The organism is Mesobacillus sp. ABV4_180 (genome assembly GCF_056158485.1).
On the sequence record NZ_JBSWTJ010000001.1, the window covers coordinates 2,445,996 to 2,471,168 of the forward strand.

A 25,173-nucleotide genomic window follows, 5' to 3' on the forward strand; every position below is an offset into this window, starting at 1 on the left:
TTTAAAAATGAACATACTATTTATGAATGATTAAGGAAAGAGAGCTGAAGCCAATGGCGAGACAAGGAATGCACAACAGGGACCAAACAAGAGAACAAACCGAAAAACATGACCAACGCAATGATGTAGAGCTGGGCAGTGAATTTGCTGTTGGGAATACAAAATCCCAGAGCCAGAAAAAAAGCGGCAAGCAGGTAAATAAGAGATAGTTAAAAGACGCCGAGGATAAAAAATCGGCGTCTTTTCATATGTACCTCAGTTGTTTAAATCTTTTCGTTCATTTAAAATATCAAGTATTTTTTGATTCGTTTTATTAAGCTTCCTCATTTGGACTTCTACAGAGAATAAAGTGACCAAAACAATGAAACCAACGAAAATTCCCACTAAGTCCCTCCCTCCTTTACATCTTCACAAATTTTTTTGATAAACAATTAATTCCATTATTCACAACCAAACTCCTTCATATATAAAAAAACAGGATGAACCATTATGGTTTCATCCTGTTGTCCATTTAGAAGTTATCAAGAAAAGTTTTAATGACATCGGCTCCGCCGATAAATGTTCCAAAAGAGGCTCCTACATTTGATAACATGACAATCAAAAGAATTCTGCTTACTTTATTCCGCCAGAACCCTTTTACGCTGAAAACATCTTCGGATAAGGTTTCAAAATCCCTTACACTTGGCCTGCGGACATATGCCTGAGCCAGGCCTGCGAACCAACCGGCAGCAAGCAAAGGATGAAGCGCAGTAAATGGAGCAGCCACAAAAGCAGTTAGGATCGTCAGTGGATGTCCCATTGCTATGGCCGTTCCTAATGCTGAGAGCGTTCCTGTCCAAAGGATCCAGCTGATGGATTGATCAAGTCCGGCAGAAGGGTTTGAGATAAACGTATATACGATAAGAGCGACAATTAAAATCGGGATGCTCCAGCCAATGATTTTCGGCCAATTCGATTTAGGCGGAATTTCCGACAGTTTCTTCAAATCATGTTCTTTTTTAATTTCCTCCGTGATACCGGGAACGTGTGCTGCTCCAAGGACAGCTACGATTTTTTCACCTGGTGCGTCCTTGATTTTTTGTGCAAGATACTGGTCACGCTCATCGATCAAAGGCTTTTTCAGGCGCGGGAATGTCTCAGTGAACTCATTCAGCATGGCATTGATTGTATCCTGCTCTTTCAGCTTTTCAAGTTCCTCTTCAGAAATACTCTCCCTGCTGAAAATGCTGGTGATAATCTGGCTGAGCAGAAGAGCTTTCCCCTTCAGTCCAAGATTGCCCCAGATACGCGAGAAGGTAATTTGGATATTCCGGTCAGCCAGGACAAGGTTCGCCCCTGTTTCTTTTGCCGATTGAATTCCCTGGATCATTTCCTGACCAGCTTTGATGCCAAGTTCCTTCGCCATCCTGTTTTGGAAGGAAGAAATAGCTAGATTCATCAATAACAAAGAAGCTCTTTTTTGTTTGATGACCTGGATAATGTCCATTTCTTTCCATTTTGATCCTTCTGTGATCGTTTTGTAACGCTGCTCGTCCAGTTCCACACAAACTGAATCCGGCTTTTCAGCTTCAATAACCTCTTTTACCTGCTCGGCGCTATGTCTGGAAACATGCGCAGTTCCAATTAATATGTATTCTTTGCCATTCATTTCAATTCTCGTTATGTTTTCCTCGACCATAGGTACCTTCCTTCTAATCAGTCACTATATGTATGTACAGCTTCATTTTATAATTATAACATGAACCATTAAGGAAATTATAAGAATATTAGTAGATGTGGATGCGACCCTTCCGTTTATACAAATTAAAGAAGACCGCACATGTGCGGCCCTCGGTACGACATTTATTTGGAATAACTTGACGTCTTTCTGCTATTCATCATCTTTTTCACGATTGGATACAATACTGGTCCCCATTTGATGGCAGCCCTGATCAGTTTATTCATGAATCATCCCTCCTCAATTCTTATTGCATCTATACCCTGTTATGAGGAGGGACAATCCTGCTTGTTTATGGAAAAATCCGGCGTTTATTTTGCAGGGGCAAGTTCATCTTCAGTAACCCATTGGTGGTTGGTGACTTTTTCAGAACCATCTGTTGGCATAAAATCAACCATGTAAACGGTCATTTTCTCTGCTGTATCGATGACAGCTTTAGCGCCTTTCATTCCTTCCATATGGTCAGTGTTGATTGTCGCTTCATCACCTGGCTGTAAAGGCTCATCACCTGGATCGAGAAGCTCCTCGTGAATCACCCATTTGTGATTTTCGACCCTCTCACCGCCATTTGTTGGGTCATAAGACAGTGCGTAGACAACTGTATCGTATGCTCCCACTATTTCAGCTTCAGCACCGTCCATTCCTGGCATATGGTCTTCAGTGATGATGGCTTTACTGCCGACTTTATATTTTGGATTTTCTGCATCCTTCAAACCCTCAGGCAGGTCCCCGGAACCTGAGTGGTCCATATTGGAATGGCTGTTGTGATCTGAAGAGCCCGTTTTGTCCTCCTCAGCTGCACAGCCAGATAAAAGTAATGCTGCTGCTAAAGAAATCCCCATCATAGCATTTTTCAGTTTCATCATTTATCCTCCTCTGTTTGTTGATAAGAAATTTATATCAGGAATTTGTGCAGAAATTATCGAGCAGCCCTTATGCCTAATAACCACTTTTCAACTAGTTTCATATCCCTGAAAAAAAGGGTAAATCTCTTTTATAACAACTAAGTAGGGAGACATTATGACACCAAGAATTATTAAAGCACTTCTATTATTTTCAATTATTTTTACCAGCATTCAATCACCATCAGCAAGCGCAGAAAAAAACAATCAGGTCGTTTTAATCTCTTTTGATGGCATGCGCAATGACCTGACCCGCCGTTATGTCAAAGATGGGAACCTGCCGCATATTAAAAATGTAATTGAACAGGGTACTATTGCCAAATATGCGAAAACGGTCAGCCCGTCATTGACAGCACCCTCTCATGCGGCAATTGCTACTGGGGCAACCCCGTTGAAGACATCCATTGTCAGCAATGTATGGCAACAGCCTGATGCAGAATTGACAAACAAACAGGACGCCTTTCTAAGCGAGCTGGAGGTCGACCCACTCTGGGTGACAGCAAGGAAACAAGGAAAGACGACCGCGGCAGTTGCTTTTGCTGGTGCTAATCCACGGACTGGAAAGCAGGCTGATTACACTGTCTATTATGGAGATACATGGTCGCCAAGCAATCAGGAAAAGTTGGACTTCACTGGGGCTGCCGATTGGAAAAACATTCCCCATAGCTATAGCCCGGCTATGGAATCTTCTTTCACAATCAAAGTTGAAGACGCCAAGGACCAAACTATCCACGTTTTCGCCTATGATTCAACAGACGATAAAACAGTCAATTATGATCGTTTTATTGTTTCTGAAAGTAAAAAAATTGACCAATCCCCAGTAAAGAAAAGGAAATGGGGATCCGTCAGCCTTCAAGTTAAAGACGGAAACACAGCTGGTTTTTGGTATAAATTCACTGCTGCTAATTCGAAATTGGACAAGGGAGCTATAATGTACCGATCAGCAGTAACTTCTGGTGTTATTGATGGTCCTCAAGGTTTTCCGGAAGAAATAAGGGAACGGTTCGGCTTCTTCCCTCCTCAGGATGATGATCATGCACTTGAAAAAGGCTGGATAACTAGGAAAGAATATGAAGAAATAACCGAAAGATTCGTTAACTGGGTTACGGATGTATCCCTATATATCAAAGATGAATACGAGCCAGACTTATTGATGTTCTATACCCCACAAATCGATCACCAGGAGCATAAGTATTTATTAACCGACCCGCGACAGCCAGGATATTCAGCTGAGAAATCAGATAAATACATGGAATATATTCAGTGGTCCTATCAAATTGCAGACCAGGTTGTCGGAAGAACAGTAGAATCACTCGATGGGAACGATCACCTTTTTATTGTTTCTGACCACGGTATGGAGCCTGCACACTCGATGCTTGAGCCAAATAAAGTTCTTCGAGACAATGGCTTGTTAGTACTAGATTCGGATGGGAAAATTGATTTTAAAAAAACAAAGGCGATTGCGATACCAAGCGGTTCCGCCGCCCATGTGTATATAAATCTTGAATCACGAGAAAAAGGTGGGGTTGTACCGCAGAAGGAGTTCGAAAAAGTAAGAGCTGAGATCATCCGTTCCTTTGAAGAAGTGGAAGTGAACAGGAATGAACACGAACCTGTTGTCAAACACCATTTAAAAGAAATGTGGGACAGTATGAGGAATGAGGGATTGTCAATTGTCAGCTTAAATGAAAATACCAGGGATCTTTTTGGATACATTACTAACTCAGAAGTCCACCCCTATCAGGATATAAACAAAATACATCCTAAAGGTTACTCCAAAGACAAGAACGCAGGAGACGTTCTCTTGATGGCAGCACCTGGCTATATCATGGGACAGGGTGCCTCGCATACCGTTAAGCCTACTGCAGACCTTGGAACGCATGGTGGAAATCCCAAACGTGAGAAGCTTAAGGCAGTATTTATCGCAATGGGCTCTGAAATTAAAGAAGGAAAGGAAATCAAAGCCGTCGACAATTTGGACATTGCCCCTACTGTATACGATTTCTTAGGACTTGAGACCCCTTCTTATGTTGAAGGAGAAAAGATAAAGAAGTTAAAAGAAGAATAATGGAAAAAGCGAATCAGCATAGTGTTGATTCGCTTTTTTTAATAAAGGCTGAGAAATATATTGGATTTATATAGCGAAACTACAAGTTAACATAATAATGTTATGGTCTATAAAAATCTTGATGTTTATTTCTTTTCCAGAACCGCGAAATAATTTTCCTCACTGTCGGCAAAATTGAACACTCTGCCTGAAGGCATATTGACGATTTCTCCTACTTGAATATTATTATTTTGCAGGTCGCTATGCAGTTGATCGAGATTTTCAGAGAAAAACATTAAAGAAGGTGTTCCGAGGTTTAAACCGGGCGACATTTTAGCAACCCACTCTTTATTGTGAAGAATGATGCTAGTTTCTGAATCCTTTGCTGGAGCAATCTCGATCCATCTCATGCCCTGACCATTGTTTTCCTCAGAAATAACTTGAAAGCCCACTGTTTCAGTCCAGAATTTCACAGATTCATCCTGGTTGTTAACATACAGCATGATTTGTCCTATTTTGTTGATCAACTTAATCACTCCACTCACAAATTTATTTTCTGTATTACTATTCAACAAAAATAGTAATTAATCCTACTCTCTTTTACCACCCACTGCATAAAAAAAGACCACTTAAGCAGTCTTCCAGAACCTATAGTTTTTCCCCATTTGATTTAATTACATCTCTATACCAGAAGAACGACTTTTTCTTTTTCCGTTCTAACGTTCCGCTTCCATCGTCATGCTTATCGACATAAATATATCCATAACGCTTGGAGAATTCGCCTGTTGACATGCTGACCATATCGATGCAGCCCCAGCTTGTGTAACCGATTAAATCAACTCCATCCTTGATCGCTTCTCCCATTGCCTTTATGTGCTCACGAAGATAGTCAATGCGGTAATCATCGTTTATGCTGCCGTCTTCTTCTAGCTTGTCATGAGCTCCTAAGCCGTTTTCAACAACAAAAAGTGGTTTTTGATAACGGTCATATAATTTGTTTAGACTGATTCGCAATCCAACCGGGTCAATTTCCCAGCCCCAATCGCTTACTTCAAGGTAAGGGTTCCGGACACCGCCGATGATATTCCCTTCCGATGCATCCTCTTCCGCCTTAACCTCTTTCTCAACTCGGGACATGTAATAACTGAAACCGACATAGTCAACGGTGCCTTCCTTCAGTAATTCCAGATCACCTTCCTGAATGTCCAGCTCGATCTTATGGTCCTCAAAATATCGATGAATGAAGGCTGGGTACTCCCCTCGCACCTGGACATCTCCACAGAAATAATTGAAAAGCTGTTCTTCCCTAAGGGAATACAGGACGTTGTCCGGATCACTGTCATAGGAATAGACTGGCGCAAAGAGAATCATACACCCAATTTGCGAATTTGGAATGATTTCATGGCATGCCTTCACCGCAATCGCACTTGCGACTAGTTGATGGTGGTATGCCTGGAATGTTGGTTGGAAGCGATCCTCTTCTTTTTCAATCGAGAAGCCTAGACCATTGATTGGCATGACTAAACCACTATTGATTTCATTAAAAGTCATCCAATACTTCACTTTATCTTTGTAGCGGTCCAAGATCACTCTTGAATATCTTTCAAAGAAATTCACCACTTTCCGGTTCCTCCAGCCTCCATATTCTTTCACCAGGTTCAGCGGCATTTCATAATGAGAAATGGTGACCACCGGTTCAATCCCATGCTTATGCAATTCATCCAAAACACGGTCGTAAAAAGCAAGCCCTACTTCATTCGGCTCCAAATCATCCCCATTTGGAAAAATCCGCGTCCAGGCAATCGACATTCTGAAAGCCTTAAACCCCATCTCCGCAAAAAGGGCAATATCTTCTTTGTATCGATGATAAAAATCGATTGCTTCATGATTTGGATAGTATTGGTCAGCTTTGATTTCAAAATCAAATCCAGGCTTCGTTAAGATTTCATACCGCCCTTTTCCACCTGGAAGCACATCGGCAATATTTAACCCTTTATTTCCTTCTTTAAAACCGCCTTCGATCTGATTGGCAGCAGTTGCCCCTCCCCATAAAAAATTGTAGGGAAATTGATATTTTTTCATTTACTTGCCCTCCAATCCTTTTTAAAAAATGTTTGATGATAAGATGTCTACAAGTATAAACTTTGATCTTAAAAAAAATCTATTCGGGCAGCTTTTACCTGATAATCTTTATTCTGTCCCATTGGGCACATATTCGGATTCCTCACCTTGTATTTTGTCCTTGATCTGTACAAGCTTTGCCCCTATTTAATTTAATAAATACTAGTATGTAAAATGGTCCCTCAGAAAATCCTCCTTTTCATTCTTCTAATAGGTTCTAAACCTATTAATCTGAAAATATCTTATAGAAAGGTTATGCAATATTCTTAAAGGAACAGGTGATGATCATGTTTGTTGTTCACTATTATGAAAACAAGAATGCCCTCTTGAGCCAATTGCTTCAGCACGTACCTGGTGTTGGGGAAGATTTAAAAATAAAAGGGCGAAAAGCGAAGGTTACAAGCGTAACAGAAATTGACGGGAAAACCTATCATGTCAATGTAACATTGGAACCTAAAGCAAAACCAACCCTTGTTGCAGATGCTGGTAAAAAGAAAAAGAGATAAAGAAAAAGTGGAGAACCTTGAAAGGTTTTCCACTTTTTTGTTTTAACTTCAGTATTGAAAGAATTTAAGATTTTATCATTAATCAGGATTTTTCGTTACTATCGAAACCGCGAGCGGCTTTTTTTCTATGCAGTATTCCATTAAAACAATTTTGCCTTCATGTTCAAGATGTTTAGCCAGGGCGATCACTTCTTCAGCCTCACCAGCAGAGGACACTGACGAAATTTTAACATTTCCATTGCTATTTTGGATTTGATTCAGCAATTCTTCTTTTGACATTTTCACTTTCGCCATGACATTCACCCCTTCTTAATGAATTACGTTTCTTTACCCATGAAAATCAATCCATAGTCCATCTAAAATTTTCCAATTAAAGTTTTTCTATTTCTAAATCTCTCTTTTTCTATAGTATAATTTATTGAAACGATCAAGGGAGGGCCTATACATTTTATGATTAGTCTCAATAAAGCTAAAATAATTTCTGAGGAGATTCTTAATTTAAAAGAATCACTGGTAGATGACCGAACGACTGATGCACCTAATCAATACACAGTAAAAATTAAGAAAAACCTCTATAATTGGAGAGATAACCTCGTTAAAATGTATGCTTATTCCATTACTGACGATCTTGCAACCTCCTTCGCAATCCTTAAAGAATGGGGCGAAGAGGCAGTGGATTTATTAGTAAATTTAGATCTTCCATTAGACATAGCGATAGATGAAATCAGGACATATCGAGATAAAATTGGATTGATTATCAAGAATGAAGCAAATAACTTCGATCTTTCACTTGATGAATTTTATAACATTCTTTCCAAATTTAATATTGTGGTTGACCGCGCCATCTATTGGCTGAGCATGTCTTATTCGAACCGGTATAATAATAGATACTCTGCCCTTGAAACCTTAAACCTTGAACTTTCTATTCCAATTATGAAAATTACTGAAGAAATCGGAGTCCTTCCTTTGATTGGAGACATTGATACAAAAAGAGCCCAGGAAATTTTAGAGGGTACTTTGACGAAAATATATCAACTAAGACTTAGCCACCTCGTCATTGATTTATCAGGGGTTCCAATTATCGACACTATGGTGGCTGCCCGCATTTTCAAGGTAAAAGATGCACTTAACCTAACTGGCGTAAAAACGATTTTCACCGGAATCCGTCCTGAAATCGCCATCACAATGGTACATTTGGGTATAAAAATGGAAAACATCCCGACTTTTTCTAGTCTGCACATTGCCATAAAACATCTGCAAAAAAAATCCTGACATGCGGATGTCAGGATTTTTTTTGCCATTTCAGCGGCAAGTTGCCCCTAGGATAGTGATACATTAATGCTGATTGTCTCCCTACAAGCGATAATATCAGTCTCAAAAGTTCCCACTAACAATTACAAATCATCAATACATTTCCGTCTGGATCTGAAAAATTGAAATAAGCAAAATCACCAATTCGTATAACTTCCTTTACGATGGATATGTTATTCACTTTTAAAAATGCGTATGCAGCATCTATGTTCTCGACATAAAAATTAAACAATACATGTGACGACGGCTTTAATTCAAAACCCGGATCGAATGTATGGTCATCCAGTGTCAATCCGGTTTCTGAAGTGACAGGGATATTGTATACAGGAGATTCCACTTCACTTGAATTAAAAGGAATACCAAGTAGATTTGAATACCATTCTGCAGATTTCTTTAAATCACTTACATGGATGAAAACATTGTTGACTTTACTCGCGATGGGAGATTTTATTTTTGTCATTTAAAGAACTCCTTTCACAGTTAAAAAATTGTTTCAAATATTAAACAAACGATCCACTTCTAGCTTCAACTCATCTAATAGTGGAAAATACGACATCGAACCAAGGCTGTCAATAACATTTCGGTAATACCATTCCTGCTGCTCTCTTCCCCGCTTGAACCTGTCCCAGACAGAATCCCCTGATTGTACTGCATCTTGTCTGATCGACCTGGCATTATGCAGTTTATCCGCACAGGCAACCACTCGTATATCTTCCGGAGCGGTTTTTAAATACTCAATTGTATGCTCCTTCCGTTCTTCCCAAGTAAGGGATTTATCGGGTTCGGAACAGCCCACGACGATTTCTGCTATTTCTCTTCCAAACTCCTTCTCTATGATTTCAAGTGTCAAATCCGTATCCTCCACAGTGTCATGAAGGATTCCGGCTGCAATCAATTCATCCCGGTAACCCTCTTTTTGCAGAATCATTCCAACAGCGACAGAATGGGCAATATAAGGAATTTTAGTATTTTTACGGTATTGGCCTTCGTGAGCCATTGCAGCGATTTGCAGTGCTTTGTCTATCAAATTCATTGAACCATGCCTCCTTTTCGACATCCTACATTACCTATTCTATTGTTCCGTGCCATATCCTTTCAGGTGTTCTAATTATTTTTTCCATAATATTCTGCTATATTATTACTATAAACAACATTTGGAGGCTGCTATGAGTCGATTGACAGACCATTTAATCGTCATTTCATTTGATTGCCTTTCTGAGCATGATGTTCCGCTGCTCAGGGAGCTGCCAAATTTTAAAACTTTTATAGAAAATAGCTCGTTTTGTACCCAGGTTGATACGATCTATCCTTCGGTTACCTATCCATGCCATGCCACGATCGTGACAGGCAATTTCCCTAATCGCCATGGGATTGTGAACAATACCTTCATCCAGCCCGGCAGGATTTCTCCTGACTGGTATTGGCATCGGCACCATATCAATGGGACAACCCTGTATGATGAAGCGAAAAAAGCCGGGATGACTACTGCTGCTTTATTATGGCCAGTTACAGCGAAAGCGGATATTGACTATAACATGCCTGAGATTTTTGCGAACCGGCCATGGCATCACCAGATACCTGTTTCGCTTTTCAATGGAACACCGAGGTATCAACTCGAAATGAATTCGAAATTCGGCCATATCAGAAACGGCCTTAGCCAGCCAGAACTGGATGACTTCGTTCTTGAATCAACCGTGGAAACAATCAAGACTAGAATGCCTGATCTGATGATGATTCATTTTGTCGATTTGGATTCACAGCGTCATATGCACGGATTTTCATCAAAGGAAGCGAAAGCTGCGCTCATGCGCCACGATCAGCGACTGGGCAGGATTATGGATGCCCTAAAAGACGCTGGCATAGCTGAGAATTCAACGGTTGCAATCCTGGGTGACCACAGTGCACTTGATGAGTCTAAAGTGGTGAAATTGAACGTATTATTTAAGGAAGAAGGACTTATCCAAACGAATGCATCCGGCAAAGTGACCGAATGGAAAGCCTATTGCAAAAGCTGCGACGGTTCTGCTTACGTCTATGTAAAAGACGAGAATGATGATGCCACGAAAAATGCCGTCGCAGAAATTTTGGCTAAGCTTTTACAGGATAGCAACAGTGGAATCGATGCAGCCATCACAGGTACCGAAGCCAACGCCAAAGGAGCTGATGGAACAGCTTTCAGGATGCTTGAAGCGGCCAGAGGGTATTATTTTAGCGAGGCAATCGATGGCGCCTATATCGAGGAAGTGACCGCGCAGGATGCTAAGTCAAAGAAATACACTTTTGCCTGCCACGGCTACTCCCCTGAAAAAGAAGGCTATCACACCGTATTTTTTGCATCTGGAAAAGGAATCAAATCCGGGATCTCGATTCGATCGATGCATCTTGTTGACGAAGGCCCAACCTTCGCAAGACTGCTGGGACTCGACCTTGGTGATACAGATGGCCGCGTCGTAGAAGGGATTTTGGATATTTAGATCTTTGAAAAGCAGGTCTTTTTATAACAAGAAGCGAAATATATTACCAGTTAGAAGAGTATATATTGTTTTTAAAATTTTTAGAGATTAAAATACAAATTCATTGGGGGCAAAATGATGAAAGGTTTTACGAAGGAAGAGAGCAGCTGGATTCGCTATGACTGGGCCAGCTCGGCTTATTCGATTATCATTTCGACGGCTGTGTTTCCACTGTTCTATAAGGCTTCCGCCACTGATGCTGGTGTCAGCCTGGCGAATTCCACCGCCTATCTCGGTTACACGATTGCGATTGCCACCTTCATCCTGGCGATGATTGGCCCAATCCTTGGAACAATCGCGGACTACAAAGGGATGAAAAAACGCTTTTTCTCGATTTTCTTTGCTCTTGGTATTACCTTTACTGCCGGGCTTGCATTTGTCCCAAGTGGTAACTGGCTCATGCTTCTTGTCATCTATACCCTGGCCGTTCTCGGCTCGACAGGTTCGAATGTCTTTTATGACGCTTTTATCGTCGATGTGACCACTGATGAACGAATGGACAGAGTATCAGCGAGAGGATATGGAATGGGCTATATCGGAAGTACGATTCCCTTCATCATCAGCATCGCCATCATCATTTTAGCCCAGACAAAGGTGCTCCCGATTTCGATGACGCTGGCAAGCCAGACCGCATTTATCATCACCGCTCTCTGGTGGGGACTATTCTCGATTCCAATGTTCAAAAATGTACACCAGGTTCATTATATAGAGCGTGAACCACAGTTAGTGCTCCAGAGTTTTAGACGATTAGGCAAAACTTTTAAAGAAATCCGCAAATATAGGGCCTTATTTTTATTCTTATTAGCTTACTTTTTCTATATTGATGGTGTTGGGACGATCATCACAATGTCAACAGCCTATGGAACGGACTTAGGGATCAGTTCTACTAACCTATTAATCATCCTCTTCGCAACACAGGTCGTAGCCTGGCCGTTCGCGATTTTGTTCGGACGATTGTCTGAAAAATTCACTGGAAAAAAAATGCTGTACGTCGGAATTATCGTTTACATCTTTGTTTGCATTTACGCCTACTTCCTAGAAACGACGACTGATTTCTGGATCCTGGCCATGCTGGTTGCCACCTCACAGGGCGGAATCCAGGCGTTAAGCCGTTCGTATTTCGCAAAACTTGTACCAAAAGCAAACGCAAATGAATTCTTCGGTTTTTATAACATATTTGGAAAATTCGCTTCAATCATGGGTCCACTAATGGTAGGCATGACTGCACAACTTACTGGCAATTCAAGCATGGGCGTATTCAGCCTTGTCATTCTATTCGTCATTGGCATGGTGATCCTCGCTTTCGTGCCAGAGCCGGAAACACAGCCACATGCACCCGAAATTGTATAGACATGAGCCTCTGGGAAACCGGAGGCTTTTTCAAAAAGTATCCATATATTTTTCATACTATTGGAGGTGTACGTGATCTATGAAAAAATGGAAGCTAATCTTGACTAGCATCTTCAGTCTACTCCTGCTTTTTATCTTTCTCACCCTGTTCAATACCCTCACCTTGAAATCCCATCAGCCAGAAGCCATACCTTTCAAGGGCACCATTGAAGAAGATCATGCCATCACCACCCTTTCCAAAGCAGTACAATTCAGAACGATTTCCTATGAAGATCGCAGCAAAAGGGACATGAAGGAATTTGAGAAGTTTGTTTCTTTTTTAAAAGGAAGTTTTCCTGAGGTACACAGAAACCTGGTCCTTGAAAAAATAAATGGATACTCACTCGTTTATCAATGGAAAGGAAGCGATTCGAAAAACCTCCCTGTCGGCTTAACAAGCCATTATGATGTCGTTCCTGTCCTTGAAGGCACGGAGGAGAATTGGGAGCATGACCCATTCAGCGGGACGATCGCAGATGGAATGATCTGGGGACGAGGAACATTGGACGACAAAGTTGGTGTGATTGGAATCCTTGAAGCTGCCGAACATTTACTGACACATGGGTACAAACCTGAGAGGGACATTTATTTCATGTTTGGGCATGATGAAGAAATCGGCGGTGATGAAGGCGCGAGCATGATTGTCAGCACACTTAATCAAAGAGGTATCAGGTTCGAATATGTAATGGACGAAGGAGGTGCCATCGTTGAGAATATGGTGCCGGGTGTCAATCAGCCTGTGGGTGTTGTCGGAGTTTCTGAGAAAGGATCAGCAACAGCAGAACTCACAATTGAAGGCAGCGGCGGGCATTCCTCTCAGCCAAAAGAAAGGACGAATATCGGCCGGATTGCCAGCGCGATTGCCAAGCTCGAAGACTCTCAGTTCCCTGCCGACCTCGAGGGACCAGGGGAGGATTTATTCGAATTCGTCGCTCCTGAAATGGGCTTTGGCATGAAGTATGTGTTTGCCAATAAATTGATCTTTGAACCTATCATCGAAAAAATCCTGCTGCAACAGCCAGCTTCTGCAGCCCTGATCAGGACGACGATAGCGCCAACGATTTTTCAAGCAGGCGAACAGTACAACGCCCTTCCCGAAAAAGCAACGGCCATCATCAATCTGCGCCTGATGCCAGGAGATTCCCTGGAGGAGGTAAAGAGTTTTATCGAAAAGACGATTGACGATGACGATATTAAAGTGACCATAAATGGAACGGAAGCTTCAGGTGTTTCGTCTGTCGACAGCTGGCATTTCAGGACAATCCAGCAAAGCGCGCGAAATGTCTATAAAGAAGCCGTAATCGCTCCATATCTGATGTTTGCAGGTTCCGACGCAAAGCATTATGACAGCATAGCCGAAAACACCTATCGCTTCCTCCCCGTCCAGCTGACTTCAGAAGACTTGAACAGGATGCATGGGACAAACGAACACATTAGTATCGATAACTATCTGAATGCGATTCGTTTTTATATGGAAGTGATTAAGGAAAGCGAGAAACACTGAGAGCTTAGGAGGATTGATCCTCCTGAGCTCTTTCGCTGTTTAATGGGTTCTGTGACCGTAATTAGCGTTAACAACACTTTTCAGGTACATTAAAGAAGTTTTTGAGACCGTAATTCGTGTTAGCACTGCTTTTCGGGTACAATAACGGGGTTTCTGTGACCGTAATGCGTCCTAGCACTGCTTTTCGGGCACAATAACAGGGTTTCTATAACCGTAATTTGTCTTAGCACTATTTTTCGGGCACAATAATGGGGTTTCTGTGTTTCTATTTCTACAGTCATGCTATTTAAGTTCGGGAATAACGACCAAAAAAAGAAACAAAGTTCACTAACCTTGTTTCTTTTTCATTTCAGTAAATTATAAATGATGATTGACTCTTGGGTGGTTGGGTTCTCGTTCTCTAAATATCTGAACAAATTCGACCAATCCGCTCACTGCAGCGTCTAGCAATCTTTCACCTTTTTCCCTGGTTGCCACGGTGGGATCTCCGAGTGTCCCGGTTTCAGAAATGGAGCTCCAATATGGAACCATTACAACCGGTCTTCCTTCCCCGCTGCCGACTAAGTCGAGCCAGAAGTATTTTGACATTTGGTATTTATTGAGATCTCTTACGGCTTTGTCCATTTGAACCAGATCTTCTTTAATTGCGAGATACATGGATGTCTCGAGTTCACAAGCATGATTGATGCCACCAGGACTTTCTGAGCTGCGAATCTCAGCGGATAACTGTACGACCTGTTCAAAGTCCCAATGCGAGATTGACGTGCATTGGACGTCTGGATATTTTAACATCGTCTGTCTCGCTGCCACTTTAAGCAAAGAAACATTGCTTCCATGTCCGTTCATAAGCAGTATTTTTTTGAAGCCTTGATGTGCCAGGCTATTGCATACATCGATTACATACTTGATAAAGGTTTCGCTGCTGATGGAGATGACTCCAGGGAAGTCCATCTGGTGCGGTGCATAGCCATGATTGATCGCAGGAATGATGACCATGTCATCTGGCGATTGTGCACCGGCACGAATGCAAACCTCTTGTGCCAAGACTAAATCCGTGTCCACTGGCAAATGGTGGCCATGTTCTTCAATCATCGCAACTGGTATGACCGCCACTCTTTCCTCATTAACCGCTTGCTTTACCTCAGGCCAGGTCATTTCGCCAAACAGGTATTTTTTCTGCATGTAAAAACCTTCCTTCTGTAAGATCTATCCGTTGACTGGTCCAAACGATTGCTTGAACTCCTCTTTGATTTGATTTTGAAGTTCTCTACTTCTAATCACCTTAAGACAGGTATGCGCCATTGTTTTTCCAGCCAACAGCATTGTTTCGTATGCGGTGTCCGAGTTGCATAAATCGGCAAATTCTGTTGTATGCCCTGGTACAAGCTGGTCCGTCAAGGATAAAACTGGATGGATGGCCGGTACAATCCGGCTGACATTGCCCATATCAATTGACCCCATTCCTTCCTGAAACTGTGATGGGTCAACAAAATTAAATTCTCTCAAACTTTCTTCATATAATCCTACTAATGTCTGATTGCTGACCATTGCGTCATAAGGATGTCCGACTTCCTTGATTTCAAGCTGTGTTCCCGTCATCAACGCTGCACCTCTAGCACAATTGATTACCTGTTCAACAACTTCCTCTAAATAAACATTATCAGTGGATCGAACACAAAATTCCGCTATGGCTTGGTGAGGAATGATATTTGTGGCCTTCCCGCCTTCCTTAATGATTCCATGAATCCTCACATCTGGCTTCACATGCTGCCTTAACGCATTGATCCCATTGAATGTCTGAATCACCCCATCTAGTGCATTCTTACCCTGCCACGGTTCGGATGCTGCATGCGCATTCCTCCCGTGAAAAATGAATTCATAGCTATGGAAAGCAAGCGAATTCACATCGATGATCGTTGAATAGCCAGGGTGGAACATCATGGCTAAATCAATATTTTCAAAGACGCCTTCATTGATTAAATCGATTTTCCCGCCCACGTTTTCTTCATCCGGTGTGCCGATGACGGATACTTCAAAAGGCACATCAATCTCTAATTTGGATAGAGCAAGTCCTGCAGCAACACTGGCGACACCGATCAGGTTATGGCCGCATGCATGGCCGATATCCGGCAGAGCATCATATTCCGAACAAAAAGCTACGTGGAATCCGCCAACTCCTTTTTTATAATGGGCAACAAACGCAGTATCAAGTTCACCAACGCCTCTTTGAACATCGAATCCCTGCTTTTCGAGATAGTCGCATAATGCTTTCGAGGACTTATACTCCTGTCCGCCCAGCTCAGGATTCTGCTGAATGTATTTGCTCAGCGCGATCAAATCCCCCTTTTCCCTCTCAATCGCGGAATCGATCATGAATTGATCCATTATTTTTTACACTCCTTCCGACAGCACTTCGGCAAAATGGCAGGCTGCGAACTGCCCTTCACGATATTGAACCAAAACCGGTTCTTCCACCTTACATTTCTCTTCGGCAAAAGGACATCGGGTATGGAATCGGCAACCATTCGGAATATTGCCCGGATTAGGTGTTTCCCCTTTCAATACCTGCCGGATTTGTTTTTGGCCAGCTACTCTCGGCTTGGGCATCACATCAATCAATGCTTTCGTGTAGGGGTGCAGGCTCGATGAAATCACCTTATCCACTTCGCCGATCTCGACGATTTTCCCTAAATACATAATTGCGATCCTGTCTGAGATTAACCAGGCAAGGGAAATATCATGGGTAATGAATAAATAAGAAATTCCTTTCTGATCCCTGAGATTGACCATAATCCGCAAAATATCCGCCCTGACCGATACATCAAGCATGGAGACGGGCTCATCTGCGACGATGAATTCGGGATTGAGTATCAACGCAGCAGCGATGGCAACTCTCTGCCGCTGGCCGCCTGATAATTCATGCGGGTATCGATAAAAATAGGACTCTGCAGGTTTCAATCCTGCCCATTCCAGTGCTTCTTTTACTTTTTCCTTTTTCCGATCCTGGTCCTCGATTAAGCCATTGATCTCAAGTGGTTCTGCGACGATATCGATTACATGAAACTTTGAGTTCAAAGATTCATAGGGATCCTGAAAAATCATTTGTGCTTTTCGCCGGAATTGCTTTATGAACTTCCGGTCTTTATGGCTGATGGACTGGCCTTTATAGCTAATCTCTCCCTCAATCTGGTCCAGCAGCTGTAGAATCGCTTTGCCTGTTGTCGTTTTCCCACTTCCGCTTTCACCAACGAGGGAAAGGATTTCACCTTTTTTAATTTCAAAGTCCACTCCATCCACAGCTCTGATCAGCTTTTTTTTCTTTGTAAAAAGGTCCTTAATGAAGCTGCCCTGAACATTGAAGTTGACACGCAAATCTTTTGTCTGAATGAGACTATCCATATTCAAATCCCCCTTAGATGGCATGCAACATAGTGATCATCTGCCAGTTTAATCATTGGAGGGGGTGTTTGCCGGCAAATGTCAGTAGCATGCTCGCATCTTGGATGGAAATAACAGCCTGCTGGAGGAGCAATCAAATCAGGCGGCGCACCCGGAATGGATTCAGTCATTTCTTTTGCTCCGTTGATATCCGGGTATGCTTTTACAAGTTTCTGAGTGTACGGATGGGAGCTATGGCTCATGATTTTTTCCACTTTACCTGTCTCAACAATTTTACCGGCATACATGACTGCAGCTTTGTCACATGTTTCCGCCATGACAGAGAGATCGTGGCTGATCAAGATCAAGGACATTTTCAGCTCAGCTCTCAGCCTTTCCAGCAGTTCAAGGATCTGTGCCTGGACCATGACATCAAGTGCGGTGGTTGGCTCGTCCCCGATCAAAATTTTCGGATCGCACGCAAGCGCCATCGCAATCATGACCCTTTGCTTCATCCCGCCACTGAATTCATGCGGATATTGATCGATCCTTTTGCTGTCAATCTCGACTAATTCAAGGAGTTCTTTCGCTTTCTTCCTCGCACTCTTATAATCTAGCGAATTATGATACATCATTACTTCAGTGATTTGTTCGCCGATTCTTTTGACAGGGTTCAAGGCATTCATTGCGCCCTGAAAGGCGATTGAAATTTCATTCCAGCGGTATCTCCTGATCTGGTTTTCGTTAAGGTCAACGAGATTTTTTCCATTGAAAAGGATTTCGCCGCTTTCCACTTTCCCTTCTTTCGGCAAGAGGCTCGTGATGGACAACGCAGTGGTCGTTTTGCCGCAGCCCGACTCGCCAACCAGACCGATTGCCTCACCTGCTTCGAGTGTAAAACTGACGTCATCGACCGCTTTCACGACACCGTCTTTCGTATGGAAATATGTCTTCAAGTTTTTCACTTCTAAGAGACTCATTTTTTATCTCCTTTTCAGCTTTGGATTCAAGACTTCATCCAGTGCGTATCCAATAAAAGTGAAGCCAAGGACCACCAGGACAACACAAATTCCCGGGGCAATCAAATACCAATAGGCACCGAGACTGGCCGCGCCTGATTCAAATGCATAGTGCAGCATCATTCCCCAGCTCGGGGCAGTGGTATCGCCCATTCCCAGAAAACTCAATGTGGTTTCCGACAGAATCGCAACTGCAGAGACCAAAATCGTATTGGCAAAGATCAGCGGAAACACATTCGGAAGAATATGCTTACGCATGATGTACAGATTGCTTGCACCAATTGATCGGGCGCGCTGGATGAACTGCCGTTCTTTTACCGAGAGGGTTTGAGAGCGGACAATCCTCGCTGTTCCCGGCCAGCTAGTCAAGCCAATAACAAGGATGATATTCCAAAGATTTGCACCCAGGACAGCAGTCAGTACCAGTGCAAGCGGCAGCCACGGCAGAACAAGAAAAACATCAGTAACCCTCATAAGGAGCATATCTGCTTTTCCGCCATAATAGCCTGATGCAATGCCAATTACAGTCCCCAGAATCATAGAAATCAATGTAGATAGCACACCTACTGTTATCGAGATTCTTGCCCCAAGAATCACGCCACCGAGTACATCTCTCCCTAAATCATCAGTTCCAAGTAGATTACTAAATGAAGGTGGACTCAAAACCTCGCCGATTCCGTATTCCTTTGGATTATAATCTGATATCAGCGGACCAAAGATGGCGATCAGGATGAAAAATCCGAGAACAACTCCGCCGAAAAGCCCTGCCTTATATGAAAGAAATATTTCTAAAAACCTTCTCCATTTATCCTCTACCATCGAGTTCTTCACATTCATCTTCTTCACCCTAGATTTTTTTATTTATTCTTGGATCAAGATATCCATAAATGATATCCGCACACAGATTGGCCAGTACCACACATACACTGACAATCAGGAAGATACCCTGCAGCAATGGATAATCGCGGTTATTCAGTGCTTCATACATTAACCGCCCCAGTCCTGGCCAGGAGAATACTGTTTCGATCTGGATTGCACCTGCAATCATGAACCCTAAATTAATTGCAATGATCGTAACCATTGGCAGCATCGCATTCGGCAAGGCATGCCGTTTCATGATCAATTTTTCCGAAAAGCCCTTTGCCTTTGCAGTCGTTATATAATCCTCCGTTAAAACTTCCAATAATGAGTTCCGCATGATTAAGACGAATTGTCCGATTAATACCAGACTCAATGTCAAAGCTGGCAGCACTAAATGCTTCGTAACATCCATTGCATATTCAAAGGAATTTGCAAAAACCTTTCCTGCCGTTACCATCCCACTTGTTGGAAAGAGATTCAGAGTACTGCTGAAAAGAATAATTAACACGATGCCGAGCCAAAAAGTTGGCATGGAATACGTAATTAATGAAAAGGCCAGTGAAAACACATCGATTTTCTTTCCCTGGCGTGATGCTGCCACAATCCCAATCAGTACACCTGCGACAATGGCTATGAGTGTAGAGACTCCAACCAGCAGCAATGTTGGGACAAGCTTCGCTGCGATGACTTCAATTACTGGCTGTTTATACATGAACGACAATCCCAGATCGCCCTGAAATAATTGTTTAAAATAGATCCACAGCTGGACATACATCGGCTGGTCGATGCCAAATAACTGCTTTATTTTTTCAATGGCATCCTCTGACGCATTCGGATTTCGCATGATCATGCTTAAAGGATTTCCGGGCATGACGCGGAACAAGAAGAAGTTAATGATAAGTACCAGGAAAATTGTAACGAATGCCTGATAGAGTTTTTTCAACAGATACATTTTATCCATAGGTTTCACCTTCATTTTTGTAATAAAGGGCAAAGTGATCTACTCTGCCCTTTTTTACCCTACATATCGTCATCAATCGAAATGCCCTTTTTCTTCTTGCGGTACAAGATGATTCCCATTAATATTACAGCGGCAGCAAGGACAGCAGCGATTACCGGAGCAGAACTGGATGCCTTCTCTTCTTTTTCCTCTACTGAACTAGTTTCTGATTTTCCGCTTTCTGTAGAAACTTCTTCCTTTGCTGTCACAGGTTTTACATTCAGATAGTTATCATGATTGAATGACAGGAAATACACACCTTCGTTTTTCGTCCAGCCTTCCCATTTTGTTTTGTTCACGGCCTGGATGGCATTGTCGTACAGCAAAATGATATAAGGGGCTTCATCGTAAAGAATTTTCTGCATCTCATGGACCACGCTTTGTCTCTCATTTTGATCGATTATTTTTGCCTGTTGAGCTAATAGCTGGTCATATTGATCGTTTGAATAATATGAATCACTTAAGCTGCCAATTTCATCTGAAGCCATGACATTTAAAATGGTCGTTGGATCTGCATCTGTTCCCCATCCCCAAATAAACAGGTCGAAGTCAGCGTTATCATAAATCCGGTCCCCCAGCAATCCATCGTCTACTGTTTCTACCTTCGTCCCAATCCCAACTTCCTCAAACATGGCGGCAATCATTTCACCCGCGCGGACTTCTTCAGATGTTTCGGACCTTACCATGAACCGAAATTTCAACTCGTTTCCTTTAGCATCTTCACGGAGTCCATTCCCGTTCCGATCTGTGAATCCAGCTGACTCTAGCAGTTCTTTCGCTTTTTCTGGATTATAGGATTGAAGCTCTTCATCTGACGGTTTATAATGCCAGAAGTCAAGGCTTGGAGGAATCAAGGTCGTTCCTGAGGCTGCCTGGCCACCATAGGCGATATCTATGAGCTTCTCTTTGTCAATCGCAAAGCTCATCGCCTGCCTGATTTCCTTAATACGCAACAATGGATTACCCTTAGATTTTTCATCCTTCCACGTATTAATCGATAGCTCAGTAAACCCATGGGTCGCTGTAGATATGACATCAAAATCAGCTTCCTTTTCAAGCAGCTTAACGTGGTGCGCACCAAGGTTGATTGCAGCATCAATCTCACCTATTTTCAAAGACTGGACCATAGTGTCGGTGTTCGCATAAAGAATGAATAACAAGTTGTCGACACTCGCTTTTTTGTAAAAATAATCTCCATTCCTCTCGAGTTTGATGTACTCCCCGCCCTTATTTTCAACGAATTTAAATGCACCTGTTCCTACAGGGCTTTCATTTGGCCATGTTTCCAGTTCCTCCATTTTGATATCTTTCCATATATGCTGTGGTAAAATCGGCGTTGTCATCTGAAGCATATTCGCTTTCGGCTCATCTGTTTTCAAGACAACAGTGTAATCATCGGGGGTTTCGATCGAAGTTATTCCATCCAAGGAACCCGCGTATAAACCTAGTCCGCTTTCCTGCATCAATTCATACGTGAATTTAACATCCCCAGCTGTGAATGGCTCACCGTCATGCCACTTTACGCCTTCCTGTAATGTAAAAGTCCAAGTTAAGTTATCATCACTTACTTGCCAGCTCTTCGCCAATCGCCCTACAGGGTTCAAATGATTATCAAAAGCAACTAAAGGATCATAAATTAACTTGAAAATTTCCGTGGCCGATATGCTGTAAGCAATGAAAGGACTAATGCTATCTGCCTCTGCTGTCCAGCCAACCTTCAAGGTGACAGGATCAGCCGCTTTAGGATTACCCATTGGAACGGCAAGGAAACCCAATACCAGGGTGACAATCAGCATGACACTGAATCCTTTTTTTAACATTAAATCTCCCCCTTATACAATTCTTGAAATCTAGCGGACACCTGATTCTTTCACAAACAGCTTTTTATTCGTAGCATCAAGATAGGCATTGACGCCCATCGGCAGCGTAGCCAGCTCTTTTGTATGCCCGATCGGCAGCCCATGGATTGCTGGTATTCCCAGAGGTTCAATAAACTCGTATAAAATATCTTCAAGACTGAAAGTCACATGGAAACCTGGATCATGCTTTTTTGGTGCGCAATCGGTGCATTCACCAATCACAATACCTGCTGCCTCCTGGAGCTTCCCTGCATTATAAAGTTGTGTGAACATATGATCGATATTCCACGGTTCAGCCCAAACCTCTTCGAGAAACAAGATCTTCCCCTTAGTATCGATTTCATATGGTGTACCAAGGGAACCGCATACCAAAGTTAAATTCCCCCCAGTTAACTGCCCTTCAGCATCACCCTTGTGAATCAAGTTAATCCATTTCTTTTCATTTGCCTTCCGAATTTCTCCGATTGGCTCTGCCTGGGTTAGTGCCTTAAACAAATATTCTTTTCGGTAATCTGATAATTCCTCGGAGTTAAATCCTGCCATTCCAGGACCATGAAAGGAAACGAGATTCGTATATTTTTGGATGGCAAGATGAAGGGACGTAATGTCACTATATCCGATGAAGATTTTCGGGTTCTGCCTAACGAGACCAAAATCCACATATCTCAGCATTCGTGCTGATCCATAGCCCCCATGAGTCACAAAAACAGCGTCAACCTCTTCATTGGCGAACATTGTATTAAAGTCTTCCGCTCTCTCCTGATCCGTACCTGCTAAATACTCATATTTGTTATGGACGTTCTTGCCAACGACAACTTTATATCCCCATTCTTTAAGAGTCTCAATGCCACGGAAGATATCACTGCGATTATAGTGGGGACTAGCTGGCGCTACAATTCCAATCGTATCTCCTTTTTCAAGCATCTTTGGTTTAACTTTTTCCATACATGCACTCCTTTCTTATATTCGTGATTCCTTCCTGAAACCCATGTCTTTGGAAATGTCATCAGCTGTTTGTAGGATGGCTTTTTTATAAGAATTCCGCTTCTCCTCACTTGTGAAGAAATGCTCTGGTCCTGTGATGGCTATCCCCGCTTCAAGATTGCTTTCATAATTAAAGATTGGTGCAGCATAGGCATGAGCGCCTAACTGCAGCTCCCCTTCTGACTTTGCATATCCTTGAATTCGGATGAACTCTATGTTCTTTTTCAGCTCTTCCCTCTGTGAGATTGTAATCGGTGTAAAAGTTTGGAAAGTGTCTGACAAATTTTCTAACTCTTGTTCTGGAAGATAGGCTAGAATCAGCTTGGAAAGGGCGCCGGCATAGATCGGAAGCCTTTGTCCAACCTTGATTTCGAAACCAAAGTTATGGAAGGATTCGATGTTAACCAAACACAAGCTTTCCCCGCTATCATAAACACTCAAGTTCACGTTCATTTCTGTTAATTTAGCCAGGCGCTGCAAATGAGGTGTTGCTTTCTGCACGAGGTCAAAACCCTGGATAATCATCCCGCCAATGCGAACAAATTGCATCCCAGGCCTGTAAAGTCCCGACCTTTCATCCTGCTCTAGATAGCCTTTCTTCATGAGCGTCTGAACATTGCGATGAACAGTGGTAAGGGGGAGTCCCGTCTTTTGGGCGATTTGGACCAGAGTCTGCTCTCTTTCCCTAATGGAAAAAGTTTCGATTATTTCAAGAGCTCTTTCTACAGCCCTTATTCCTTTTTTGCTTTCATCAGCAGAAGTACGAATGAAAATACCTCCTTTCGGTAAGATCTCTAGATTCGATTAAAAAATTTACAGGTATATGGATTTCTAAAGCTATCATGAAAAGGGAAGTTTATGATGTTTTCACTCTGCGGAAATCGCTTTCCGTTTATCACTTGAAATTAGTATATTTTTAGATTGGGATAAACATCCCTCTTTTTAAATATTTTTTATATTTAGTAATTAAACCCTGCACTATCTCAAATCGCTTCAGGCTGAATCGTTTAATTCGTAGACTTAAAATAAAAAAATTATACTGCAAATAACTCTTTCGCTTTTCGAAGAAAAGGTGCTACAATACTAGTTAAAAGTTTAAAAGATTGAAGGGAGTATTATGAATAAGAAACTACTTCTTACCTATGGAATGCTGACCTTTGCAACGGCTACATGGGGAAGTGCATTTATTGCCGGCAAGTATGCTGTTGAAAGCTTCGAACCTGCAACGGTTGCTTTTTTCAGGTTTTTCGGTGCTGCCATCCTTCTTTTCCCTCTAATGTTTATGATGGAGAAAAATCGTCAAAAGCCTAACTTGAAGGACTACGGTTTGTTTGCGGTTCTCGGTTTGACAGGCATTGCGCTATATAACATCTTCTTTTTCCTTGCCAGCAAGCATGCGCCAGTGATTAAAAGCTCATTGTTCATTGCTTCGAATCCTGTATTGATTGTGCTTTTATCAGCGTTATTTTTAAAAGAGCAGATTTCGCGAAATAATCTGATTGGCATGGCAATTGCCCTTTCTGGTGCTTTCTTTATTATCACAGATGGGCACTTGATGTCTTTGTTTCAGCTTGGGTTTGAATCCATCGATTTCGTTCTGATGGGTGCTGTTGTCAGCTGGGCTTTGTATAGTGTCGTAGGGAAAATTGTCCTGAGGAAATTCAGCTCGGTCGAGTCGACAACCTATGCGGTTGCTTTCGGAACCATCTTTTTACTGCCTTTTGCGCTTGCAGAAACAACCTGGCAGGATGTCCAGCAGGCACCATACACGACCTGGTTTGCAATCATCCACATGAGTGTATTGGTCACTGTGGTATCGTTTGTCATGTACTATAACGGAATTAAAGAAGTCGGCGCTGCCAAGGCTTCGATTTTCATCAATGTTATGCCGGTTTCTGCCGTGATTATGGCTACCCTGTTTTTAGGTGAAAAGTTCACACCTGCGCATGCCATCGGCGCGGCATTTGTTTTATCAGGTGTTTACATTGGCACCAATCCCAAGCTCTTTAAAAAGAAAACAAAAGAACCCTTGGTAAAAAATGAAATAGCTTAATTCGTTCAG

The 25,173-nt window shown here is 42.3% G+C and carries 25 protein-coding genes and 1 pseudogene; 8 read left to right on the forward strand and 18 right to left on the reverse strand.

The features are described from left to right. Positions 1-53 precede the first annotated feature (53 nt). On the forward strand, positions 54-209 hold the full coding sequence (locus ACXAEA_RS12480) for a hypothetical protein (protein WP_475096207.1): 156 nt from the start codon (positions 54-56) through the stop codon (positions 207-209). A gap of 46 nt (positions 210-255) precedes the next feature. Here the strand turns inward: ACXAEA_RS12480 and ACXAEA_RS12485 are convergent, their stop codons facing one another. The 3 genes from ACXAEA_RS12485 to ACXAEA_RS12495 all read right to left on the reverse strand — a co-directional run bounded on the left by ACXAEA_RS12485 (position 256) and on the right by ACXAEA_RS12495 (position 2,580). Further along, positions 256-384 (reverse strand): hypothetical protein, encoded by a 129-nt coding sequence (locus ACXAEA_RS12485; protein ID WP_475096208.1) that lies wholly within the window; start codon positions 382-384, stop codon positions 256-258. Positions 385-511: 127 nt separating this feature from the next. Beyond that, positions 512-1,678, reverse strand: coding sequence for a TraB/GumN family protein (locus ACXAEA_RS12490; protein WP_475096209.1), 1,167 nt, complete (start codon positions 1,676-1,678; stop codon positions 512-514). 350 nt (positions 1,679-2,028) lie between these two features. Beyond that, entirely contained in the window at positions 2,029-2,580 is a 552-nt protein-coding gene (locus ACXAEA_RS12495) for a YdhK family protein (protein ID WP_475096210.1), read from the reverse strand. A gap of 157 nt (positions 2,581-2,737) precedes the next feature. Here ACXAEA_RS12495 and ACXAEA_RS12500 point away from each other — a divergent pair, with 157 nt between their 5' ends. Then, positions 2,738-4,687: an alkaline phosphatase family protein gene (locus ACXAEA_RS12500; RefSeq protein ID WP_475096211.1), complete on the forward strand. Its 1,950-nt coding sequence runs from the start codon at positions 2,738-2,740 to the stop codon at positions 4,685-4,687. 125 nt (positions 4,688-4,812) lie between these two features. On the opposite strand, the gene ACXAEA_RS12505 is transcribed toward ACXAEA_RS12500, so the two are convergent. Further along, positions 4,813-5,193, reverse strand: coding sequence for a VOC family protein (locus ACXAEA_RS12505; protein ID WP_475096212.1), 381 nt, complete (start codon positions 5,191-5,193; stop codon positions 4,813-4,815). Between the two features lie 121 nt (positions 5,194-5,314). Continuing rightward, a complete protein-coding gene (locus ACXAEA_RS12510; protein ID WP_475096213.1) occupies positions 5,315-6,748 on the reverse strand; it encodes a glycoside hydrolase family 1 protein in 1,434 nt (477 codons plus the stop codon). 326 nt (positions 6,749-7,074) lie between these two features. Here ACXAEA_RS12510 and ACXAEA_RS12515 point away from each other — a divergent pair, with 326 nt between their 5' ends. Next, positions 7,075-7,293 (forward strand): hypothetical protein, encoded by a 219-nt coding sequence (locus tag ACXAEA_RS12515; RefSeq protein ID WP_475096214.1) that lies wholly within the window; start codon positions 7,075-7,077, stop codon positions 7,291-7,293. Between the two features lie 78 nt (positions 7,294-7,371). Here ACXAEA_RS12515 and ACXAEA_RS12520 read toward each other — a convergent pair whose 3' ends face one another. Beyond that, positions 7,372-7,587, reverse strand: coding sequence for a hypothetical protein (locus ACXAEA_RS12520; RefSeq protein ID WP_475096215.1), 216 nt, complete (start codon positions 7,585-7,587; stop codon positions 7,372-7,374). Between the two features lie 156 nt (positions 7,588-7,743). Between ACXAEA_RS12520 and ACXAEA_RS12525 the strand changes: the two genes are divergently transcribed. Further along, positions 7,744-8,565, forward strand: coding sequence for an STAS domain-containing protein (locus ACXAEA_RS12525; RefSeq protein ID WP_475096216.1), 822 nt, complete (start codon positions 7,744-7,746; stop codon positions 8,563-8,565). A gap of 115 nt (positions 8,566-8,680) precedes the next feature. On the opposite strand, the gene ACXAEA_RS12530 is transcribed toward ACXAEA_RS12525, so the two are convergent. Both ACXAEA_RS12530 and ACXAEA_RS12535 read right to left on the reverse strand, forming a co-directional pair. Next, the gene (locus ACXAEA_RS12530) at positions 8,681-9,064 is read right to left on the reverse strand and encodes a VOC family protein (protein WP_475096218.1); all 384 of its coding nucleotides are present in this window, start codon (positions 9,062-9,064) and stop codon (positions 8,681-8,683) included. A 33-nt stretch (positions 9,065-9,097) separates the two neighbouring features. Continuing rightward, complete coding sequence (locus ACXAEA_RS12535) at positions 9,098-9,637, reverse strand: HD domain-containing protein (RefSeq protein ID WP_475096219.1); 540 nt, start codon at positions 9,635-9,637, stop codon at positions 9,098-9,100. A 133-nt stretch (positions 9,638-9,770) separates the two neighbouring features. Here ACXAEA_RS12535 and ACXAEA_RS12540 point away from each other — a divergent pair, with 133 nt between their 5' ends. The 3 genes from ACXAEA_RS12540 to ACXAEA_RS12550 all read left to right on the forward strand — a co-directional run bounded on the left by ACXAEA_RS12540 (position 9,771) and on the right by ACXAEA_RS12550 (position 14,010). Beyond that, positions 9,771-11,078 carry an alkaline phosphatase family protein gene (locus ACXAEA_RS12540; protein WP_475096220.1) on the forward strand — a complete coding sequence of 436 codons (1,308 nt, stop codon included), beginning with the start codon at positions 9,771-9,773 and terminating at the stop codon, positions 11,076-11,078. 114 nt (positions 11,079-11,192) lie between these two features. Further along, entirely contained in the window at positions 11,193-12,467 is a 1,275-nt protein-coding gene (locus ACXAEA_RS12545) for an MFS transporter (RefSeq protein WP_475096221.1), read from the forward strand. Positions 12,468-12,546: 79 nt separating this feature from the next. Next, positions 12,547-14,010, forward strand: coding sequence for a M20 family peptidase (locus ACXAEA_RS12550; RefSeq protein ID WP_475096222.1), 1,464 nt, complete (start codon positions 12,547-12,549; stop codon positions 14,008-14,010). Positions 14,011-14,367: 357 nt separating this feature from the next. Here the strand turns inward: ACXAEA_RS12550 and ACXAEA_RS12555 are convergent, their stop codons facing one another. The 10 genes and pseudogenes from ACXAEA_RS12555 to ACXAEA_RS12600 form a co-directional block, all read right to left on the reverse strand. Then, positions 14,368-15,192, reverse strand: coding sequence for a creatininase family protein (locus ACXAEA_RS12555; RefSeq protein ID WP_475096223.1), 825 nt, complete (start codon positions 15,190-15,192; stop codon positions 14,368-14,370). A gap of 24 nt (positions 15,193-15,216) precedes the next feature. Beyond that, positions 15,217-16,395 carry a M20 family metallopeptidase gene (locus ACXAEA_RS12560; RefSeq protein WP_475096224.1) on the reverse strand — a complete coding sequence of 393 codons (1,179 nt, stop codon included), beginning with the start codon at positions 16,393-16,395 and terminating at the stop codon, positions 15,217-15,219. 6 nt (positions 16,396-16,401) lie between these two features. Continuing rightward, positions 16,402-17,409, reverse strand: coding sequence for an ABC transporter ATP-binding protein (locus tag ACXAEA_RS12565; protein WP_475096225.1), 1,008 nt, complete (start codon positions 17,407-17,409; stop codon positions 16,402-16,404). A 2-nt stretch (positions 17,410-17,411) separates the two neighbouring features. Beyond that, positions 17,412-18,368, reverse strand: coding sequence for an ABC transporter ATP-binding protein (locus ACXAEA_RS12570; protein ID WP_475096226.1), 957 nt, complete (start codon positions 18,366-18,368; stop codon positions 17,412-17,414). 3 nt (positions 18,369-18,371) lie between these two features. Then, positions 18,372-19,244, reverse strand: coding sequence for an ABC transporter permease (locus ACXAEA_RS12575; protein ID WP_475096227.1), 873 nt, complete (start codon positions 19,242-19,244; stop codon positions 18,372-18,374). A gap of 10 nt (positions 19,245-19,254) precedes the next feature. After that, positions 19,255-20,229: an ABC transporter permease gene (locus ACXAEA_RS12580; protein WP_475096228.1), complete on the reverse strand. Its 975-nt coding sequence runs from the start codon at positions 20,227-20,229 to the stop codon at positions 19,255-19,257. Positions 20,230-20,288: 59 nt separating this feature from the next. Next, the gene (locus ACXAEA_RS12585) at positions 20,289-22,088 is read right to left on the reverse strand and encodes an ABC transporter substrate-binding protein (RefSeq protein WP_475096229.1); all 1,800 of its coding nucleotides are present in this window, start codon (positions 22,086-22,088) and stop codon (positions 20,289-20,291) included. Between the two features lie 30 nt (positions 22,089-22,118). Beyond that, a complete protein-coding gene (locus ACXAEA_RS12590) occupies positions 22,119-23,072 on the reverse strand; it encodes a S66 peptidase family protein (RefSeq protein ID WP_475096230.1) in 954 nt (317 codons plus the stop codon). A gap of 15 nt (positions 23,073-23,087) precedes the next feature. Further along, a complete protein-coding gene (locus ACXAEA_RS12595; protein ID WP_475096231.1) occupies positions 23,088-23,660 on the reverse strand; it encodes an IclR family transcriptional regulator in 573 nt (190 codons plus the stop codon). Between the two features lie 36 nt (positions 23,661-23,696). After that, positions 23,697-23,903, reverse strand: a pseudogene (locus ACXAEA_RS12600) (helix-turn-helix domain-containing protein); the annotation flags it as partial. A gap of 325 nt (positions 23,904-24,228) precedes the next feature. On the opposite strand from ACXAEA_RS12600, the gene ACXAEA_RS12605 reads away from it, so the two are divergent. Next, entirely contained in the window at positions 24,229-25,164 is a 936-nt protein-coding gene (locus tag ACXAEA_RS12605) for a DMT family transporter (protein WP_475096232.1), read from the forward strand. Positions 25,165-25,173: the final 9 nt, after the last annotated feature.

Excerpts from the sequence above, each read along its gene's own strand:
- ACXAEA_RS12530 (WP_475096218.1), bottom strand. The coding sequence starts at position 9,064 with ATGACAAAAATAAAATCTCCCATCGCGAGTAAAGTCAACAATGTTTTC.
- ACXAEA_RS12560 (WP_475096224.1), bottom strand. The coding sequence starts at position 16,395 with ATGGATCAATTCATGATCGATTCCGCGATTGAGAGGGAAAAGGGGGAT.
- ACXAEA_RS12565 (WP_475096225.1), bottom strand. The coding sequence starts at position 17,409 with ATGGATAGTCTCATTCAGACAAAAGATTTGCGTGTCAACTTCAATGTT.
- ACXAEA_RS12520 (WP_475096215.1), bottom strand. The coding sequence starts at position 7,587 with ATGGCGAAAGTGAAAATGTCAAAAGAAGAATTGCTGAATCAAATCCAA.
- ACXAEA_RS12500 (WP_475096211.1), top strand. The coding sequence starts at position 2,738 with ATGACACCAAGAATTATTAAAGCACTTCTATTATTTTCAATTATTTTT.
- ACXAEA_RS12575 (WP_475096227.1), bottom strand. The coding sequence starts at position 19,244 with ATGAATGTGAAGAACTCGATGGTAGAGGATAAATGGAGAAGGTTTTTA.
- ACXAEA_RS12590 (WP_475096230.1), bottom strand. The coding sequence starts at position 23,072 with ATGGAAAAAGTTAAACCAAAGATGCTTGAAAAAGGAGATACGATTGGA.
- ACXAEA_RS12490 (WP_475096209.1), bottom strand. The coding sequence starts at position 1,678 with ATGGTCGAGGAAAACATAACGAGAATTGAAATGAATGGCAAAGAATAC.
- ACXAEA_RS12540 (WP_475096220.1), top strand. The coding sequence starts at position 9,771 with ATGAGTCGATTGACAGACCATTTAATCGTCATTTCATTTGATTGCCTT.
- ACXAEA_RS12585 (WP_475096229.1), bottom strand. The coding sequence starts at position 22,088 with ATGTTAAAAAAAGGATTCAGTGTCATGCTGATTGTCACCCTGGTATTG.
- ACXAEA_RS12555 (WP_475096223.1), bottom strand. The coding sequence starts at position 15,192 with ATGCAGAAAAAATACCTGTTTGGCGAAATGACCTGGCCTGAGGTAAAG.
- ACXAEA_RS12525 (WP_475096216.1), top strand. The coding sequence starts at position 7,744 with ATGATTAGTCTCAATAAAGCTAAAATAATTTCTGAGGAGATTCTTAAT.
- ACXAEA_RS12480 (WP_475096207.1), top strand. The coding sequence starts at position 54 with ATGGCGAGACAAGGAATGCACAACAGGGACCAAACAAGAGAACAAACC.
- ACXAEA_RS12580 (WP_475096228.1), bottom strand. The coding sequence starts at position 20,229 with ATGGATAAAATGTATCTGTTGAAAAAACTCTATCAGGCATTCGTTACA.
- ACXAEA_RS12515 (WP_475096214.1), top strand. The coding sequence starts at position 7,075 with ATGTTTGTTGTTCACTATTATGAAAACAAGAATGCCCTCTTGAGCCAA.
- ACXAEA_RS12495 (WP_475096210.1), bottom strand. The coding sequence starts at position 2,580 with ATGAAACTGAAAAATGCTATGATGGGGATTTCTTTAGCAGCAGCATTA.
- ACXAEA_RS12605 (WP_475096232.1), top strand. The coding sequence starts at position 24,229 with ATGAATAAGAAACTACTTCTTACCTATGGAATGCTGACCTTTGCAACG.
- ACXAEA_RS12570 (WP_475096226.1), bottom strand. The coding sequence starts at position 18,368 with ATGAGTCTCTTAGAAGTGAAAAACTTGAAGACATATTTCCATACGAAA.
- ACXAEA_RS12510 (WP_475096213.1), bottom strand. The coding sequence starts at position 6,748 with ATGAAAAAATATCAATTTCCCTACAATTTTTTATGGGGAGGGGCAACT.
- ACXAEA_RS12595 (WP_475096231.1), bottom strand. The coding sequence starts at position 23,660 with ATGCAATTTGTTCGCATTGGCGGGATGATTATCCAGGGTTTTGACCTC.
- ACXAEA_RS12550 (WP_475096222.1), top strand. The coding sequence starts at position 12,547 with ATGAAAAAATGGAAGCTAATCTTGACTAGCATCTTCAGTCTACTCCTG.
- ACXAEA_RS12545 (WP_475096221.1), top strand. The coding sequence starts at position 11,193 with ATGATGAAAGGTTTTACGAAGGAAGAGAGCAGCTGGATTCGCTATGAC.
- ACXAEA_RS12535 (WP_475096219.1), bottom strand. The coding sequence starts at position 9,637 with ATGAATTTGATAGACAAAGCACTGCAAATCGCTGCAATGGCTCACGAA.